We start from the raw sequence: 16,290 nt of genomic DNA, 5'->3' as shown, positions 1-16,290 counted from the left end.
GGTAAAAATAATCTTTATATTTTTTATAACCTTCATTTTCTTCGCATCTTCGCGTTTTAAAATATCTTTTTCAATCTAGCAATCGTATAAATAACTCCACTAAATGAGGATCAAATTGGCTGCCTGCGCATTTGCGCAGTTCGGTGATTGCAGCTTCATGACTCATTGCTTTGCGTTGAGGACGATCATTGGTCATAGCATCATAAGAATCTACAATGGATAAAATACGGCATTCCACAGGAATTTCATTACCTCCAATACCCAAAGGGTATCCTGTTCCATCCCACCTTTCATGATGCTTTAATATCCACTCCGAAATTGGTTCTAATTCCGGAGTGGCTTGGGCGATACGATAACCAATTTCTGAATGCTGTTTCATAATTGTAAATTCTTCTTTAGTGAACAGAGACGGCTTAAATAAAATCTCATCAGATATTCCAACTTTTCCCAAGTCATGATATTGAGCAAAAAGGCGAAGATCTGCAAAGCTTTGCTTAGGTACGCCTGCGGCATTTGCCAAAGACACTATGAATTCCTTCATACGTTCGCCATGTCCCTCTGTAATAAAGTCTCGAGCTTCTAAGGCACTCATTAATGCTTGAACAATTGTATTTTTGTTACTTTGATGACGCTGCAGTTTTTCTCTGTACATATAGTTATCTGCTTCTTTAAATAAAGCATTCATATCTGTAAGAGTTTCTTTGGTTACAGCAAATCCGATCGACAAGCTAAGAGGTACAATAGGCCTGCCGCCATTGTACTCTTCGATTAATTTATGAATACGAGAACAAGCAATTTTAAAAGCGGATCGGGAGTTAGAAGGAAGCAGTACAGCAAATTCATCTCCGCCAATTCGCGCAATTACATCCTGTGGACGAAATGCCTTTTTAAGAACACCAGCGACAGCTTTCAAAACTTCATCGCCCATACTATGACCTAACGTATCATTCACAAGTTTTAAGCCGTCCAAATCACAAATGATAATCCCTGCCGCCACATTGCGTATAGCACCCATTCTTCTCATTTCTTCTTCGAAATAGGCCCGATTGTATAAACCAGTCATTGCATCATGATGACTCAAGTAAGCCAGCTTTTCCGCAATTTGCCTTCGGTCCGTTACATCACGGACAATCGCCAGAACTTCCTCGTCACCACTTGGTACAATTCGTGCTTCAAAATAATATTGATTTTGCTCCTTTGTCATTTGAAATTCATAGATTTGCAGCTTTCCCCGCGTAATCGCTTCCACGACTGCGTCCATCGTCTGTTCGGCAAGGTTTGGCTGAAAGACTTGAAAAACACTTTCCCCAATGATTTCATCTGAGCATAAATAGTACAAATGGGGACTATTTATTTTGCAATCCATTATAATACTGTCACACCGTATAAGAAACATATTATCCGGAATGGCATTAATCAGTGCTTGATTATTACTTTGAATTTTATGAAGCTCGATTTCTCTTCGCTTTCGTCTCCGAATATCACGAATTACAGCTAATATACACTGTCTACCAGCAATTTCGGCATTTTTTAAATTAATTTCCACCCAGATGTTTTCTCCGTTTTTCCTTTGAATCATCCATTCAAAAAGCTGGGATTTTCCCTCAGCAGCTCGGTGAATCCATTCTAAAGCATCATTTCCACTATAGGGTAATTGATGATTACCCAGTCCATCTAAACCTCGTGAAATCATTTCCTCACGAGAAAAACCATATAACTCTTCAACTTTTTGATTACTATCGATAATTTCTCCTGTAGCAGCATCATGAACAATAATTCCATCACTGGCTGCATCAAATATCGCCCGATAATTGGCTTGAGAAATCTGCAAAGCTTTTTGGGTCTGTCTGCGCTCTATGAGCTCATTCTTATAGGTAGTAAATAAATTGGCATTATCAAGAGCAATCGAAGCTAATTCAGCAAAACGTGTTAATAAATCAATTTCACTTACCGTAAACTTTCTTTCTGGATCAGCAAAGGACAGACCTAAAGTACCAAATACTTTTTCTTCTGATTTAAAAGGCACCTGTACTGTACAATGCATGTTGTCAAAATAAGGGTCTGTAAAACGTTTCTCCCATGTACTATAATCATCAACCACTTTCATTTTCCCGATCCTGTACACTTCCCCAACCAGACCATCCGTCAGCTTATCCAGGCGGCCAGTTTCCCCTTCATAGGCACCTGTACCGATCAGCCTTCTGCAAACTCCCTGTTCTTCATCGATTAAACATACATATCCATGAGGCGTATTAATAAGTTTTGCTGCACTTACAACGATATCCCGTAATAACTCATTTGAATTTAAACGATTCATAAGCCCCAACGCAGTTTCATTCAGTGAAAACAGCACTAAGTTTTGTCTGCGAATTTCCTCTTCGCGGCTGAGTAGTTCATCTAACTGCTGCCGCAATTCTTCTTCTGACGCTAAACGCTCTTCTCCTAAAACCTCAAGAGCAATGTTTTGTGTCATTAATGTTTTCTGAGACTGCTTAATAAGACGATAGAGTAACCACCCCGTGCACAAAATAAAAAACCAGCCCTTTGATATGGATAAAGCAGTGATGATCTTTATATCATTAAATATCTGCTCAATCATGCTATCTGAAAACAATACCCATACACTGCCTAATAAAATATAAATAATTGCAATACCCAATGGACTTTTTGGTATAGATTCTCTATTCATTATACTCACTCCTGATTCAGCATCTTCATAACTGACATAAAAAAACATCAAAAACTGGCAATTTAGGAAATTTTTGAAATAAAAGAATTATTATTACATAATCTTCGACATTTATTTTGCTTTTCCTATACTGCTTGTTAAATTTTTCTAATCATTCATTGGACCCTATTTTAGTGATTTTGAAATGGAAAAATACTGACATGTCTTTAAAAACATAACCGTTCCTCTTATCAATATCAAAAAATAGCAACGAAACGCGAAGACGCGAAGAGCAGGAAGGACACGAAGGAATAAACGTATAAATTCGGAACCTAAAAAAGCAGCCACTTTTCAAAATGGCTGCTTTCTCAACGCTCTACTCTTGTTTAAAAGAGTCATAAATCTTTTGATATTCGGGTGTCGGGCAAATCGGTGTATAAATGTAGAGATGAATACCATTTGGGTCATTGACTACAAAACTTCTTTCACCCCAATGCTTATTTTGCATCTCTTGATATATAATGACGCCTTCTTCCTTTAGGCGCTTATATTCAGCGTCTACATCATCCACCTGGAAGGAAATAATTAAACCCTTTCCATTAAAAAACTCCCCTTCTTCTCGTTGGGGTAATGTAAAGCTAATACCATTGGTCGGCAAGTCCTTTGCAATTAACTCTATGTACCAGTCGCTTTCATATACTAATTGAAAGTCAAAATGCTTCATATAGAATTCCTTCGACTCTTGCAGTTTATTTGTATTAATAGTTGAATCAACACGTTTTATTTGCATAAAAAATCTCTCCTCTCACTATAGACATTCCATATTTTTGTCCTTATATCAAGCCAATATACAAGTATTATCAAAATAACCGCTCTTATATATGACACTATAGTATTTATTCACCATTATACACTAAAGTCCTTCTAAAGAACATAGCGCTTGCGCGGAAAACAGTTCTATAGGCAGCGTGAACAACCAGAAACCGCTCTTAAACCCCTTATAGCAGAATATGTAGACTACTACTAAAAAAAAGAACGAGTGGCTGCATAGAAATCTGACAGCCACTCGTGTATTACATCTTTTCGACGATTGTTGCTACGCCCTGGCCTCCGCCAATGCATAGTGTTGCCAATCCCACTTTCGCATCTCGTTGTTTCATAGCATACAACAGTGTTACTAAAATTCTGGCACCACTCGCGCCCACTGGATGTCCAAGAGCAATAGCCCCCCCATTTACATTTACCTTGCTCTGATCAAAACCCAATTCCTTACCCACTGCCAGAAATTGAGCGGCAAAGGCCTCATTCGCCTCAATTAAATCTAAGTCTGCTACCGTCAGTTTCGCTTTATCCAGTGCCTTTTGCGTCGCAGGCACTGGTCCGATCCCCATAATACCAGGATCAACGCCAGCAGAACCGGAAGAAACAAAACGAGCGATTGGTGTAAGACCTAGTTCCTTCGCTTTATCCAAGGACATCACAACCAATGCAGCAGCTCCATCATTCAGACCGGAGGCATTTCCTGCTGTTACAGTACCATCTTTCTTAAAAGCAGTACGTAATGCTGCTAATTTCTCAACGGTAGTTCCTTTTTTGGGATGTTCATCAGCAGCAAAAACAATTGGGTCACCTTTTTTCTGGGGAATCACTACAGGGACGATCTCATCTTCGAAACGCCCTTCCAGAATGGCATGCAGTGCCTTTTCCTGGCTGCTGACTGCTAACTCATCCTGCAACTGACGAGTAATGCCATATTGCTGTGCTACATTTTCTGCAGTAATACCCATATGATAATCATTTGTTGCACACCATAGACCATCCTTAATCATGGAATCAATTAATTCGCTATGCCCCATCCGATAACCACGCCGAGCTTTTTCCAGTAAATAAGGAGCATTACTCATGCTTTCCATACCACCGGCTACTACCACATCCCCATCGCCAGCTAAAATAGTCCGTGCTGCCAAATTCACAGCTTCTAAACCGGAACCGCATACCTTATTAATGCTCAAGGCAGGAACCTGAAGCGGCACTCCTGCTTTAAGAGCAGCTTGACGAGCAGGATTTTGTCCTAATCCAGCCTGCAGCACATTGCCCATAATGACTTCACTTACTTGTGATGGATCAATGTTAGCTCTTTTAATCGCTTCTTTAATGACCAATGCTCCCAGTTCCACAGCAGAAACATTCGCAAGACTGCCATTATAAGCACCAATTGCAGTACGAACTGCACTCACAATTACAACTTCTTTCATTTTACCAGCCACCTTTTGTAGTTTTTCTATATAAACCCGTATTACAATTTATTTCATAACAGAATCCTGTTCTCATACTTACTTTTCTAATTGCTCTAAACCCTTCATCACCCCAACATGATCAGAAATTATAAGTTGTGCCTCTGTCTTGGCAACCACTTCTTCCACGGTTGTAAAAGGTGAGATTTCTTCCAGCAGCAGCCCCTCTGATGTTACTTTAATTACAGCAAGCTCTGTAACAATTAGGGATACAACCTCTTTACCTGTTAAAGGAAGGCTGCATGTTTTCAGGATTTTTGCTGCCCCATCTTTTGCTGTATGCTCCATGGCAACAATTACCTTCTTAGCTCCAGCTACTAAATCCATGGCACCACCCATGCCTGGAACCATTTTCCCAGGGATCATCCAATTTGCCAAATTACCATTCTGATCAACCTGCAATCCACCGAGCACAGTCACATCTACATGACCGCCCCGAATCAAGGCAAAAGACATGAAACTGTCAAAAGTAGCTCCTCCTGGAAAAATACCGGAAGGTTTCCCTCCGGCGTTCACTAAATCAGGATCGACCTCACTGCCAACAGGAGCCAGTCCGACAAAACCATTTTCTGACTGCAAGGTTATGTTGATGCCTTCTGGCAAATAATTAGAAACGAGTGTAGGTAAACCAATTCCCAAATTTACTACATCCCCATCTCGCATTTCTCCAGCCACTCTACAAGCGATTAATTCTTTTGCACTGTATGTTTTCATTACGAAATCCTCCCGCAGCAGACAACTTTATCAACCAGAATCCCTGGAGTCATTACTTCATCCGGCTTAAGCTCTCCCACTTCAACCACTTCTTCCACTTCCACAATCACCAAGTCTGCAGCTAAAGCCATAATCGGATTAAAATTCCGCGCCGACTGACGATATATCAAATTGCCAGCTTTATCAGCCTTATATGCTTTCAACAAAGCGATATCGGCTCTTAAAGGCAATTCCAAGAGATACTCTTTACCATTGACCAGCAATTTTTCTTTGCCTTCCTCCACTACTGTCCCTAACCCTGTAGGAGTCAAAATTCCTCCTAGACCGGCACCACCCGCTCGAATTCTTTCAGCAAGAGTCCCCTGGGGTACAAGCTCAACTACGGTCTCGCCAGCAATCATCTGCCTGCCGGTTTCCGGATTTGTCCCAATATGCGAGGCAATGATCTTTTTCGCCTGCCGGTTTACAATCAATGGTCCTACACCTGTATCAGGTGTAGCTGTATCACTGGTAATCAGCGTAAGATCTTTCACGCCTTGCTCTACTAATATACGGACTAAGGTTGCTGGTGCTCCAACCCCCATAAATCCGCCCATCATGATTGTCGCCTTATCTTCAAAAAGATCAGCTAGTTCTTCTTGACTTATAACCTTACTCATCCCGTGCTCCTCCTTTAACTAAAAAGCAGTTCATCCCATCACTTCTTGTAGCTTAAATGAATTGCAAAAATCATGCCAACCCCTCTATGCCAATAAATAAAGGAGCCATAAAAAATGGCTCCTTCACTGATTTCTATTTTTTTATAAAGAAGAATGGATCGATTGGCTCCACCTGAATCTTAACCGTTCCTATCCAGGGGCTGAACAAATCGCAATCGCTGCATTTCTGCAGCAAATACCCCCGTTAAAAACCACATTTAGAACCTTTCTAATTATTAAGAATTTCACTTCTGATTTTCTTAATAATTAGAAACCTATTTATTGTCTGGTATCGGGTCTACTTTGATTTTATTGTAAAGGGTGGCAACAGAAATTCCCAATTCCTTGGCAATCCGTTGTTTCGCCTCCACACTCGTTCCATAATGGGCAATGGCATTTTGTATCGTTCTTCTTTCAAATTCCTGAACCATCTGGGACAAGGAGTGGATTGAATTTCTTGCTTCATCATCCACTTTAAACCATTTAGGCAGATGAAGAGTTGTGATCACATTATCCTCACACATATTAACAGCATATTCAATCACATTGCGCAGTTCCCGTACATTACCAGACCATGAATAATGCAATAGTGCTTTTAGAATCTGCTTATCCACCTCAAAGGTCCTGCCAATCTTTTGAAAATAAAATTGGAAAAATTGATTGGCCAGTAAAATAATATCCTGCCCTCGTTCTGCAAGGGGCGGCAAATGTACATTTAACACATTCAGGCGATAGTAAACATCGGCACGGAATTTACCGTCCTGCACCATCTGATATAAATCTTTATTGGTAGCAGCCATCACCCGAATATCAACGGAAACCTCACTGGTTTCACCAACACGCCGTATGGACCGTTCCTGCAGTACACGCAATAATTTTGCCTGAACTTCCAGATTCAGCTCTGCAATTTCATCCAGGAAAATCGTTCCGCCGCTTGCGATTTCGAATAGTCCAACCCTGCCACCTTTTTTTGCTCCTGTAAAAGCTCCCTCTTCATAACCAAACAATTCACTTTCAATTAAAGAAGGAGCAATCGCAGCACAATTCAAAGCGACAAAAGGGCCAAATTCACGATTGCTGGCATTATGTATGGCTTGGGCAAAAAGCTCTTTGCCGGTGCCGCTTTTTCCTGTAATTAAGATATCCGCATTGCCTTGAGCTGCCCTTTTTGCCACCCGTATCGCTTCCTGAATGGGACTGCTGCTGCCTATGATATCATCAAATGTATACTTGGCTTTATAAATGCGATCTACCAGGGTTTTCAGCCGGCCTGTCTTTTTGGCAAAGGTCTTTATTTCTTCTGACAATCGTCGAACTTCCGTAATATCCTTTACGACTGACACGCCGCCAATGATTGCTCCTTCAACAATAATCGGAGCCATATCTACAATATATTCCGTATCCCCTTCACGCCTGTATACTCCAACAAGTGCTTCTCCCGTCGTAATGACCTGGGGAAGCTTAGCACCTGGCCGGACCTTTTTAAGAGGCTGTCCGAGTATGTCCTCTTCTTTAATACTTGTAATACGGGTGTATTGTGCATTAACGTACCGAACAATCATCTGATCATCCGTTACTAAAATCCCATTATTAATAGAATTTAAGATTTGAATATACCATTTTTCAGCATATTCGGAAGACGCAAACACATGTTTAAGATCATTTAAGTCATCGTGCCCTTCATGAACCATACTATCCTCCTAACCTTACTCTATTTCTAATCATCTATCTTGTAAAATCCCAATTACCTATAACAACAACCATCAGATAACAACAACCATCAGAATGTAAACTTATGTACCGCCTCTTGCAGCTCTTCTGCCATGATTGCTAAGCTCTTGCTGGAAGCAGCCAGTTCTTCCGATGCAGCTGACTGCTCTTCTATACTCGCAGAAATTTCCTGTGTTTGTGCAGCCGTACGCCTGCTGTCCGTATCCACATCACGCACTGCATACACAATTTTTTCACTGCTCTTTGCCATACCTTGGATTTCACTTTCAATATCTCTTACTTGCGTTGCTACTTCATTTACCAAATGAGTAATTTCCCCAAATCGCTCTTTGGCATGCTGAATTACAGTTGTCCCCAATGCAGCCTCTTCTGTGCCTTTCTTCATTGCTGCGACTGCTTTATCAATTTCTATCTGAATTTCCTTAATTAATTCAGCAATTTGCTCTGCAGCGTGATGAGACTGCTCAGCTAATTTTCGTACTTCATCAGCTACTACCGCGAAACCTCGCCCTTGTTCACCAGCTCTTGCCGCCTCTATCGCAGCATTTAGAGCTAAAAGGTTAGTTTGCCCTGCAAGTGTTGAAATTACACCAACAATATTGCCAATTTCCTTTGATCGCTCTCCCAGCACTTCTACAACAAGGGCTGAATCTGCTACTGTATCTTCAATGCTCTGCATTTGGTGGATTGCCTCTTTTACAACCTTATCCCCTTCAGAGGCAGAGCTTGCAGTTTTTTCGGTAACACCTGTCATAAAGCTATTTTTTTCTACCACCTTTTGTATTCCACCGTCCATAAATTCCATTGTTTTTAACATTTCACTGGTAGATGACTTCTGTCCTTCTGCTGCCGCTGCCACTTCAACAATCAATGAGGCTACCTGGCCTGAAGACTGAGCGGATTGTTCCGAATTAGCCGTCAGCTCCTGGGAAGATGCCGCCAGTTGTTCTGCCGTCTGCCCGATTTTTCTTAAGAGATCACGCAGATTTTTCACCATTAGTGCAAAAGCCTTTGCCAAGGCCCCAATTTCATCTTTCGAATGAATCTCCAATCCTTCCATTGTTAAATCACCCTTGGCAATACGATTCGCAAATTCACTTAATGCTTGAATCGGCTTGGCCAAGTACCCAGCGAAAAAGAAAACAATACTGATGGATATCAACAATATAATAACAAAACTAATCCCTGCAGAAAACATAAATTTTTGCAGCTTCCCCATCACCTCTGCAACAGGAACACTTACACCAATACTCCAATCCGTTCCGCTAACCGGGGCGTAAGCAATGTAATTATCAATCATCTTATCGCTATAATGGGCAATGCCGCTTTCTCCTTTCACCATCTTGCCGGCAGCATCTTTCAAACTGACATCACTCTCTTCATCTGTCAGTAAATTTGCTTTCATTATTTTTTCCGTCTCAGGATGGACAATCACCACACCATCATTTTTTATAATGAAAGCGCGTCCTGTCTCTCCTATCTTAATTTTTACCACATCACTTGCTGCATTCTCTAATGGGACCGATCCTCCCAGAATCCCCACTACTGCATTGCCTTTTTTAATAGGAGCAACCACTGTTATAATCGGCTTTCCGTCTACCCTCGATATTACAGGATCAGGAGCAAATGCCTGTCCCGTTGCCATAACCTGTTTATAATAATCCCGCTGTGCAATATTCGCACTTGATCCGTCTGTATAAAACACATTCCCCACTTGATCTGTGAAAAAGAATCGAATATATTTTTTTTGCTCGCGCTGTTCTTCTGTTTTTAAATAACCAATGATAGCTTGGCGATCTCCCTCCACCATCGTAGGAGAATTAGCCATTAAAGAAATCTCTGCAATGCGGGAAGCAAAAAATTCACCAACTTGGTTTCCTGTAGTTACAGCCTGCAAAGTGATATACTCCTCAGTGTCTTTGATTAGCAGTTGTTTAGTGTTCCAGTAATTAAAAGCCCATAATATACCTAATGATATTGAAATCAGTAAACCAACACCCACAAGCAATTTTGTTCGAATTGAATTCATTTTTACACTCCTTAAAAAGATATTTTTTTACATTTTTCAACAATAATCTACACAAGCTAGTCGCTGAAATCCTGTTTATTGCACGACAAAAGACATTTATTTTACAATAAATGTCTTTTGTCTGTTGTCATAATCACAACAGTTTATTATTTTAATTGTCGCTACTCTTCCAGTGGGATTTCTAAATTCATTAAAGCAGAACTAAGACCTTTTCCATGAGCATCTAGAGATAAAGTACGAGTTACTCCGCCGCCCAGTGCACTGTAAAGTACAAAATTGAGGGCACCAATGTTAGGAAGTGTATAACGAATCACATCACCTTTTACAATTTCTGCAAAGAATTCTTTAACAACCTCGGCAGTAACATATTTTTCAAGAATGGGATATTGTGCTGGATCATGAGCAATTACCGAAATATTGGAGATATTACCTTTATCTCCAGTTCGTGAGTGAGCAAGTTCTCTTAATTTCATCTTAGATCACCTCATAATGCAGTTTATAATTGATTAATGAACGAGGAACCAAGGCAGATACCATGGCTACCACCTGCTTAGCAGATTTGGTAGCTCCACCGCCTCCAGCCGGACCATTTGTGTAGAGAGTCTCTACTTCATTACCAATACGAACAGCTTCCTTCATGTTTTGCGTACGACCAGTCACTCTGGCACGAACTTCATAAGGTTCATGATCCGTTTTCGATAGGTTAGAACCATGAAGAGAATCAATGCCAATGAGATCCAGTTTCAGCTCTTGATACAAAACGCCTATAAGCTTAAGTCTTTCCTCAACAATTTCCAACGCCAGTTTTCCACGATTTACGGCTCCCGGCCCAGCATAGCTGATTTGTCCTTCGCCCATATAGCTGTCAACATAGCCAATAGAAACTTTTAGGGATTCGGTTTTAGGCTGTCCTTTTCCGCCTGTGACTTGTATTTCATTTTCCCCAACCTGGGTAAACGCAACGCCTGTAAAATCAGCCACTACATCCGGTGTGATATAAGCTGCTGGATTGTGGATTTCATAAAGCAACTGCTCTTTGCAAGTCGCCAACGTAACGTTGCCGCCTGATCCTGGAACTTTTGTAATCACAAAGGTTCCATCTTCCTGCACCTGGGCAATAGGGAAACCTAAACGAGCCAATCCTTGTACATCTTTATAACCTGGATCTGCAAAATATCCGCCTGTAATCTGCCCGGCACACTCCAGCAGATGGCCAATCACAGTGCCTTGCCCCATGATATCCCAATTTTCCTCGGACCAGTTAAATTCATACAGCAAAGGCGCCATGAACAGCGCCGGGTCAGCAACCCGCCCGGTAATAATGACATCCGCATCATTACGAAGTGCTTCCACAATTGGCCTTGTACCAAGATACGCATTCGCAGAAACAATATTGTCTTTTATCGTTGACAATTTTTCACCAGTTTCTAAAATTGTGTACTCTCCACCCCGTACAACGTCTACAACATCATCACCCGTCACTGCCGCAATTTTCAGCCCGCTGATCCCTAATTGCTGAGCAATCTCTTTGATCTTTTGCGCCCCTGCAATAGGATTGGCAGCGCCCATATTGGTTATAATCTTGATGCCTTTTTCCTTGCAGCCGAGCAATACAGCCTCCATACGCTGGGCTAACAGTCCATCATATCCTGCATTAGGATCTTTCATTTTAGCTTGTTGAGCAATTGCAATGGTTCTTTCTGCCAAGCACTCAAATATTAAATATTGAATATCTCCCTTTTCTACTAACTCAACTGCCGGTTCGATTCGATCACCTGAATAACCAGCACCTGAGCCGATTCTAATTGTTCTCATACAATCACACCTCTCTATTTTTTCGTAAAATTCCTAAAATGGGAAAACCCCAACAATTGCGCAAGTAATCGTCATAATGATAGAAGCCAGCCAAAGATACGGAATCGAAAACTTTTGGTGTTCTCCTAATTCAATTCCCGTAAGACCGATAATTAAGAAGGTGGCAGGAGTCAACGGACTCACTGGAAAACCTACCGTCATCTGTCCCATAAGAGCTGCCTGCGCTACAGCAAGAGGCTGAACACCTAGCATCTGTCCTACTTCAGCTACTACTGGCAAAACACCAAAATAAAAGGAGTCTGGGTCAAAAATTAAACTAAGGGGCATGGATATAATCCCCATGGCAAAAGGAATATGTTGAGCCAGGGCAGGAGGAACGAAGGAAACAGCCACCTGAGCCATAGCAGTGATCATCTTTGTACCGCTCATAATCCCCACAAAAGACCCTGCAGCCAGCAAAATACTTGCCATCATTAAGGCTGCTTTGGCATGAGCATCTACACGAGCCTTTTGCTCTGTGACTTTTGGATAATTAATCATCAATGCCAATACAGTACCAATCATAAACATGGGTGCCGGATCAACGATGCCTGCAATCATTACCCCCATAACCACTAGGGCAAGAACAGCATTGATCCAAAACACTTTCGGACGTCTAAGGACTTTTTCTTCATCCTTTAATTCTCTGGTTAAAACGATATCCGTTACTTCACCATCTTTAATACCCAGACGGCGAGCTTCTCTTTTCCCTAATAAATATGCCACTGTAAACATGTAGACTAGACCTACGATTTGAGGAATAACTAAGGGTGTAAATACCTCAGTAACTGGCACCTTAAAGGCTGCAGCAGCTCGCAGAGTTGGTCCTGTCCAAGGCAGATAGTTAATCCCCGCCGCCATAGATACCATTAAGCACAACAGTCTCTTATCCATTTTCAGTCTCTCATAGATAGGGAGCATGGCTGGAATCGTAATTAAAAAGCACACTGCCCCTGAACCATCAAGATGAATGAGTAAGGCCAAAAGAGCAGTGCCCATTAAAATCCTAGGCGGGCTTGCACCTACGGCTTTTAAAACCCTGTTGATAATCGGATCAAATAATCCTGCATCACCCATTACACCAAAGAACAAAATTGCAAAAACAAACATAGTAGCTACTGGTGCAATATTCTGAATGCCGCTGATGATAAACTTACTGGTGCCTAAGCCAAAACCGCCAAGTAATGCGGCTATAATAGGAATTACAATTAAGGCAACTAAAGGCGACATCCGTTTTGTAATAATTACTGCCAGTAATATTACGATTGTTAATAAACCTAAAAGTGCTAACATCTACTTTCCTCCTTGTTTTTTAAAATAAATGAATAAAATGTATGATTTTCTCTTTATTCAAATGATAATAATTATAATTGCAAGAATCATGCCAAATCCTAAATCCTTAAGAAATGAGTATATCCAAGGATATCGCCCCATATCTTGCCTCGCTGCTTTCTGGATTTTTAGAATAATTCATTCCCATACCATTCCATTCCATATCCCGCCTAGGTTAGCAGTATTTCTATTTTTTTAGAAATTCTACTAAATTTTTAGAAATTTCCCCATAGATTACATCTTTGGATAAAAAAATAATAGGAGCATCCCGCAGGATGCTCCTATTATTTTTATCCGTATCTTATTATAACCTAAAGTTCAGTACATTGCGTCACTATCCAATGTTTTAAATGACTCAATGTCCTAGTAGCTCTAGTATTTTTCTATCAACAATACCATTTGCTTTCAACCCTTGATCATGCTGATATCGTTTGACAGCCTCTTCTGTATCCCTATTAAAAAATCCATCGGCTCTTCCTTCCAAATAGCCCAGTTTTTTCAGCTTTACTTGCAATTGAACTACATCCGTACCAGTAGTTTCATATTTCAGAGTACGCTGCATGGGTATGATCTTCCCTTCAATCCGTACGGGGGTCCCTACCGGCACCCATTCAAAAAGCTCTTCAATGTCGTTATTACGCAAACGAATACAGCCATGGCTGATGAAATGACCAATGCTCCAGGGCCGATTGGTACCATGAATACCGTATCCCCCCCAAGGAACATCTAAGCCTAAGAAACGTGTACCGAAAATATCGCCTGATCGAAATGACTTCCAAATCACTATCCATTCGCCGATCGGTGTCGGCGTATCCCTTTTACCAACAGCAATGCGATACGTTTTATATAATTTCCCATCATTATGCAACTCTAAAATGCGATCGGATATTTTTACAACAATGGTTACTTTCCCTGTAGGTGCTTTCTCTGTCTGCCCTGAAATAGCAGCCAATTCCAGCTCATCTAAATACTCAAATCCCAGCATGCCAATCAATAGGCCAAATATCATCACAGACGCAATTGCGAAATAGGTCTTTCGCCAGTTTATGATTATTGAATGCATTCTAAGCACACGATTTCCCCCTATCCACTTTACCTTTCTACTATATGTAGAAAAAGTCAGAATAGAAGTTTCAAAAACCATCAAAATTATTGCTTACGATCCTATGGCAAGCAACGATTTAGAGAAAATGAAATGTCACTGTAAACGCTGATTTCTTTATGCACTGAGATAATCAGTAACCCCTCGCGCAATTGCTGCAGCAAATTCATCACGCTTCACTTCATCAGCAAGCAGAGCTTCATCGCTTTCATTTGTAACAAAGGCTGTTTCTACAAGAACTGCCGGACATTCCGACATGCGAAGAACATAGAAATTCCCTGTTTTTACGCCACGATCCACAGTCCCTAAATGATCAATGATTTGCTTTTGAATGCAAGCAGCTAATCTTTCACTTTCGCCCCCCAATGTATAGCAAAAGGTCTCTGTGCCCTGCGCCTCTGCATCATAAGATCCGTTACAATGTATGGATATAAACAAATCCGATCCAAATTCTTTTGATGCATCAACAATGTGACGCAATGCATTTACTTGTACTTCCAGCACATCAAAGGATACCGCACGAAGAAAATTCGCGACCTTTGCCATAATATCAAGATTGATATCTGCTTCTTGCAATCCTGTACGGCCAACTGCACCACTATCATGACCTGGATAGTGCCCACCATTAATTGTTATCTTCATTTTAAAGACACCCCTTCATCATTTTTCCTCTTCTTTTAACACTCCAATATATTATATTTGCAGCAAAATACCGTCTGCTCTGTCTGCCTCGCCTTAAGAACTTTTACAAGTGAGTATAAGTTCCTATCATACTAAATTCTCTTACCAATCGGAATGATGAAACGCTGTACCTTCCTCAGAACATTTTATCAATGATCTGATGGAAAAATTCCTATTATTATCAAAAGTATAGAAAATAGGCAAAAAAATCCGTCTCACCAAATAAAGGCAAGACGGACAATTATGAATTTCTTATTTATCTCCAGCGGCGTAAAAAGCATTTTTATCAATACCCGCAATCATTCACTTAATAATTTATTAACCCGATACAAATATAACAAGAATCCTACAATCACAATAAACTGAAATAGATTCATTACCCAATACCCAAACATCACTATAATACCATCTCCTTAATAAAAAAGTTGCGGAGATCTATATAAACGATCAGTATAGTCATGGGCTTTTTTATAAGAGGTGCCTTAATCACGACTATGCTGATCTGTTGTTTTCTATTGTTTCTATTATAGAAAAAAGATATGACAAAAATATGACGAGGCAATTGCTAACCGACTAATTCACCCTTATTATCCTAGAACATATTATGTATAGAAAGAGTGTTTATAGGTCTAGTTTTGCTGGCCCTGGCAAGGCTGCTGGCCACGCTAATCCCCTGTCAATCCTACCCTTTCCCTTAACTGTATATAATCCTTCTAAATCGGACATATTATTTATGACGACCTCTCATGTCGTTCAACAACTTCTCTCCCATCTAAGCTCTCCTTTGGGAGGGCTCTTTTTTATGTAATAAAAAAAGCATCGGATGCCATTCCAATGCTAGACACTTTATTTATTCTTCTAAATTTCCATAAATATGCATATATTGATAAGGGTAGAGTGATCACCTCTACCCCAAACGGAATATAGGAGGCGACTACTATGCGTTTTGAGACGAAACATCTTCGATTTACCGTCTCAGACTGGGTTCTCCTAGTTTTATTACGCATTATTGTTGAGTTTCTCCACTGAACCCCCTAACATTCCAAACTGAGCGCCCTTGCTTCAACGAGGACGCTCAATGCTTTATTTTACGCTTATTAGGCTTAGTTTAGAACTCTTTTGTACTATGAAATCAAAAATAGAGCTCCTACTCGGCACTATGCAACAACTGCATAAAAAACTAAACT

Annotated in this window: 12 protein-coding genes; all 12 read right to left on the bottom strand. The window is 40.6% G+C overall.

Annotation, left to right across the window (positions count from 1 at the left end; translation table 11 throughout):
* Positions 1–70: 70 nt before the first annotated feature.
* The 12 genes from FR7_RS02810 to FR7_RS02755 all read right to left on the bottom strand — a co-directional run bounded on the left by FR7_RS02810 (position 71) and on the right by FR7_RS02755 (position 15,064).
* A complete protein-coding gene (locus FR7_RS02810; RefSeq protein WP_007938601.1) occupies positions 71–2,689 on the bottom strand; it encodes a diguanylate cyclase domain-containing protein in 2,619 nt (872 codons plus the stop codon).
* Between the two features lie 355 nt (positions 2,690–3,044).
* Positions 3,045–3,458 carry a VOC family protein gene (locus tag FR7_RS02805; protein ID WP_007938599.1) on the bottom strand — a complete coding sequence of 138 codons (414 nt, stop codon included), beginning with the start codon at positions 3,456–3,458 and terminating at the stop codon, positions 3,045–3,047.
* Positions 3,459–3,741: 283 nt separating this feature from the next.
* Positions 3,742–4,923 (bottom strand): acetyl-CoA C-acetyltransferase, encoded by a 1,182-nt coding sequence (locus FR7_RS02800; RefSeq protein WP_007938597.1) that lies wholly within the window; start codon positions 4,921–4,923, stop codon positions 3,742–3,744.
* 78 nt (positions 4,924–5,001) lie between these two features.
* A complete protein-coding gene (locus FR7_RS02795; protein WP_007938594.1) occupies positions 5,002–5,676 on the bottom strand; it encodes a 3-oxoacid CoA-transferase subunit B in 675 nt (224 codons plus the stop codon).
* Positions 5,676–6,335: an acetate CoA-transferase subunit alpha gene (atoD, locus tag FR7_RS02790; RefSeq protein WP_007938592.1), complete on the bottom strand. Its 660-nt coding sequence runs from the start codon at positions 6,333–6,335 to the stop codon at positions 5,676–5,678. Before atoD ends, FR7_RS02795 begins: the two co-directional genes overlap by 1 nt.
* A gap of 314 nt (positions 6,336–6,649) precedes the next feature.
* Positions 6,650–8,065 carry a sigma-54 interaction domain-containing protein gene (locus tag FR7_RS02785; protein ID WP_007938581.1) on the bottom strand — a complete coding sequence of 472 codons (1,416 nt, stop codon included), beginning with the start codon at positions 8,063–8,065 and terminating at the stop codon, positions 6,650–6,652.
* Positions 8,066–8,154: 89 nt separating this feature from the next.
* Positions 8,155–10,134 (bottom strand): methyl-accepting chemotaxis protein, encoded by a 1,980-nt coding sequence (locus tag FR7_RS02780; protein WP_007951947.1) that lies wholly within the window; start codon positions 10,132–10,134, stop codon positions 8,155–8,157.
* A 161-nt stretch (positions 10,135–10,295) separates the two neighbouring features.
* Positions 10,296–10,607: an AtuA-related protein gene (locus tag FR7_RS02775; RefSeq protein ID WP_007938578.1), complete on the bottom strand. Its 312-nt coding sequence runs from the start codon at positions 10,605–10,607 to the stop codon at positions 10,296–10,298.
* Between the two features lies 1 nt (position 10,608).
* Positions 10,609–11,949 (bottom strand): acyclic terpene utilization AtuA family protein, encoded by a 1,341-nt coding sequence (locus tag FR7_RS02770; RefSeq protein ID WP_007951945.1) that lies wholly within the window; start codon positions 11,947–11,949, stop codon positions 10,609–10,611.
* A 33-nt stretch (positions 11,950–11,982) separates the two neighbouring features.
* Complete coding sequence (locus FR7_RS02765) at positions 11,983–13,281, bottom strand: CitMHS family transporter (RefSeq protein WP_007951943.1); 1,299 nt, start codon at positions 13,279–13,281, stop codon at positions 11,983–11,985.
* Positions 13,282–13,675: 394 nt separating this feature from the next.
* Complete coding sequence (locus tag FR7_RS02760) at positions 13,676–14,392, bottom strand: L,D-transpeptidase family protein (protein WP_007951941.1); 717 nt, start codon at positions 14,390–14,392, stop codon at positions 13,676–13,678.
* Between the two features lie 147 nt (positions 14,393–14,539).
* Positions 14,540–15,064 (bottom strand): N-acetylmuramoyl-L-alanine amidase family protein, encoded by a 525-nt coding sequence (locus tag FR7_RS02755; RefSeq protein ID WP_007951940.1) that lies wholly within the window; start codon positions 15,062–15,064, stop codon positions 14,540–14,542.
* Positions 15,065–16,290: the final 1,226 nt, after the last annotated feature.

Source organism: Pelosinus fermentans DSM 17108 (assembly GCF_000271485.2).
GTDB classification, from domain to species: Bacteria; Bacillota; Negativicutes; order DSM-13327; family DSM-13327; genus Pelosinus; species Pelosinus fermentans.
Note: the sequence above shows the minus strand (reverse complement) of the source record. Positions and strands in the feature narration are given on the sequence as shown.

Bases quoted from the DNA above. Each gene is read 5' to 3' on its own strand.
- FR7_RS02810 (WP_007938601.1), bottom strand. From the start codon at position 2,689: ATGAATAGAGAATCTATACCAAAAAGTCCATTGGGTATTGCAATTATT.
- FR7_RS02805 (WP_007938599.1), bottom strand. From the start codon at position 3,458: ATGCAAATAAAACGTGTTGATTCAACTATTAATACAAATAAACTGCAA.
- FR7_RS02800 (WP_007938597.1), bottom strand. From the start codon at position 4,923: ATGAAAGAAGTTGTAATTGTGAGTGCAGTTCGTACTGCAATTGGTGCT.
- FR7_RS02795 (WP_007938594.1), bottom strand. From the start codon at position 5,676: ATGAAAACATACAGTGCAAAAGAATTAATCGCTTGTAGAGTGGCTGGA.
- atoD (WP_007938592.1), bottom strand. From the start codon at position 6,335: ATGAGTAAGGTTATAAGTCAAGAAGAACTAGCTGATCTTTTTGAAGAT.
- FR7_RS02785 (WP_007938581.1), bottom strand. From the start codon at position 8,065: ATGGTTCATGAAGGGCACGATGACTTAAATGATCTTAAACATGTGTTT.
- FR7_RS02780 (WP_007951947.1), bottom strand. From the start codon at position 10,134: ATGAATTCAATTCGAACAAAATTGCTTGTGGGTGTTGGTTTACTGATT.
- FR7_RS02775 (WP_007938578.1), bottom strand. From the start codon at position 10,607: ATGAAATTAAGAGAACTTGCTCACTCACGAACTGGAGATAAAGGTAAT.
- FR7_RS02770 (WP_007951945.1), bottom strand. From the start codon at position 11,949: ATGAGAACAATTAGAATCGGCTCAGGTGCTGGTTATTCAGGTGATCGA.
- FR7_RS02765 (WP_007951943.1), bottom strand. From the start codon at position 13,281: ATGTTAGCACTTTTAGGTTTATTAACAATCGTAATATTACTGGCAGTA.
- FR7_RS02755 (WP_007951940.1), bottom strand. From the start codon at position 15,064: ATGAAGATAACAATTAATGGTGGGCACTATCCAGGTCATGATAGTGGT.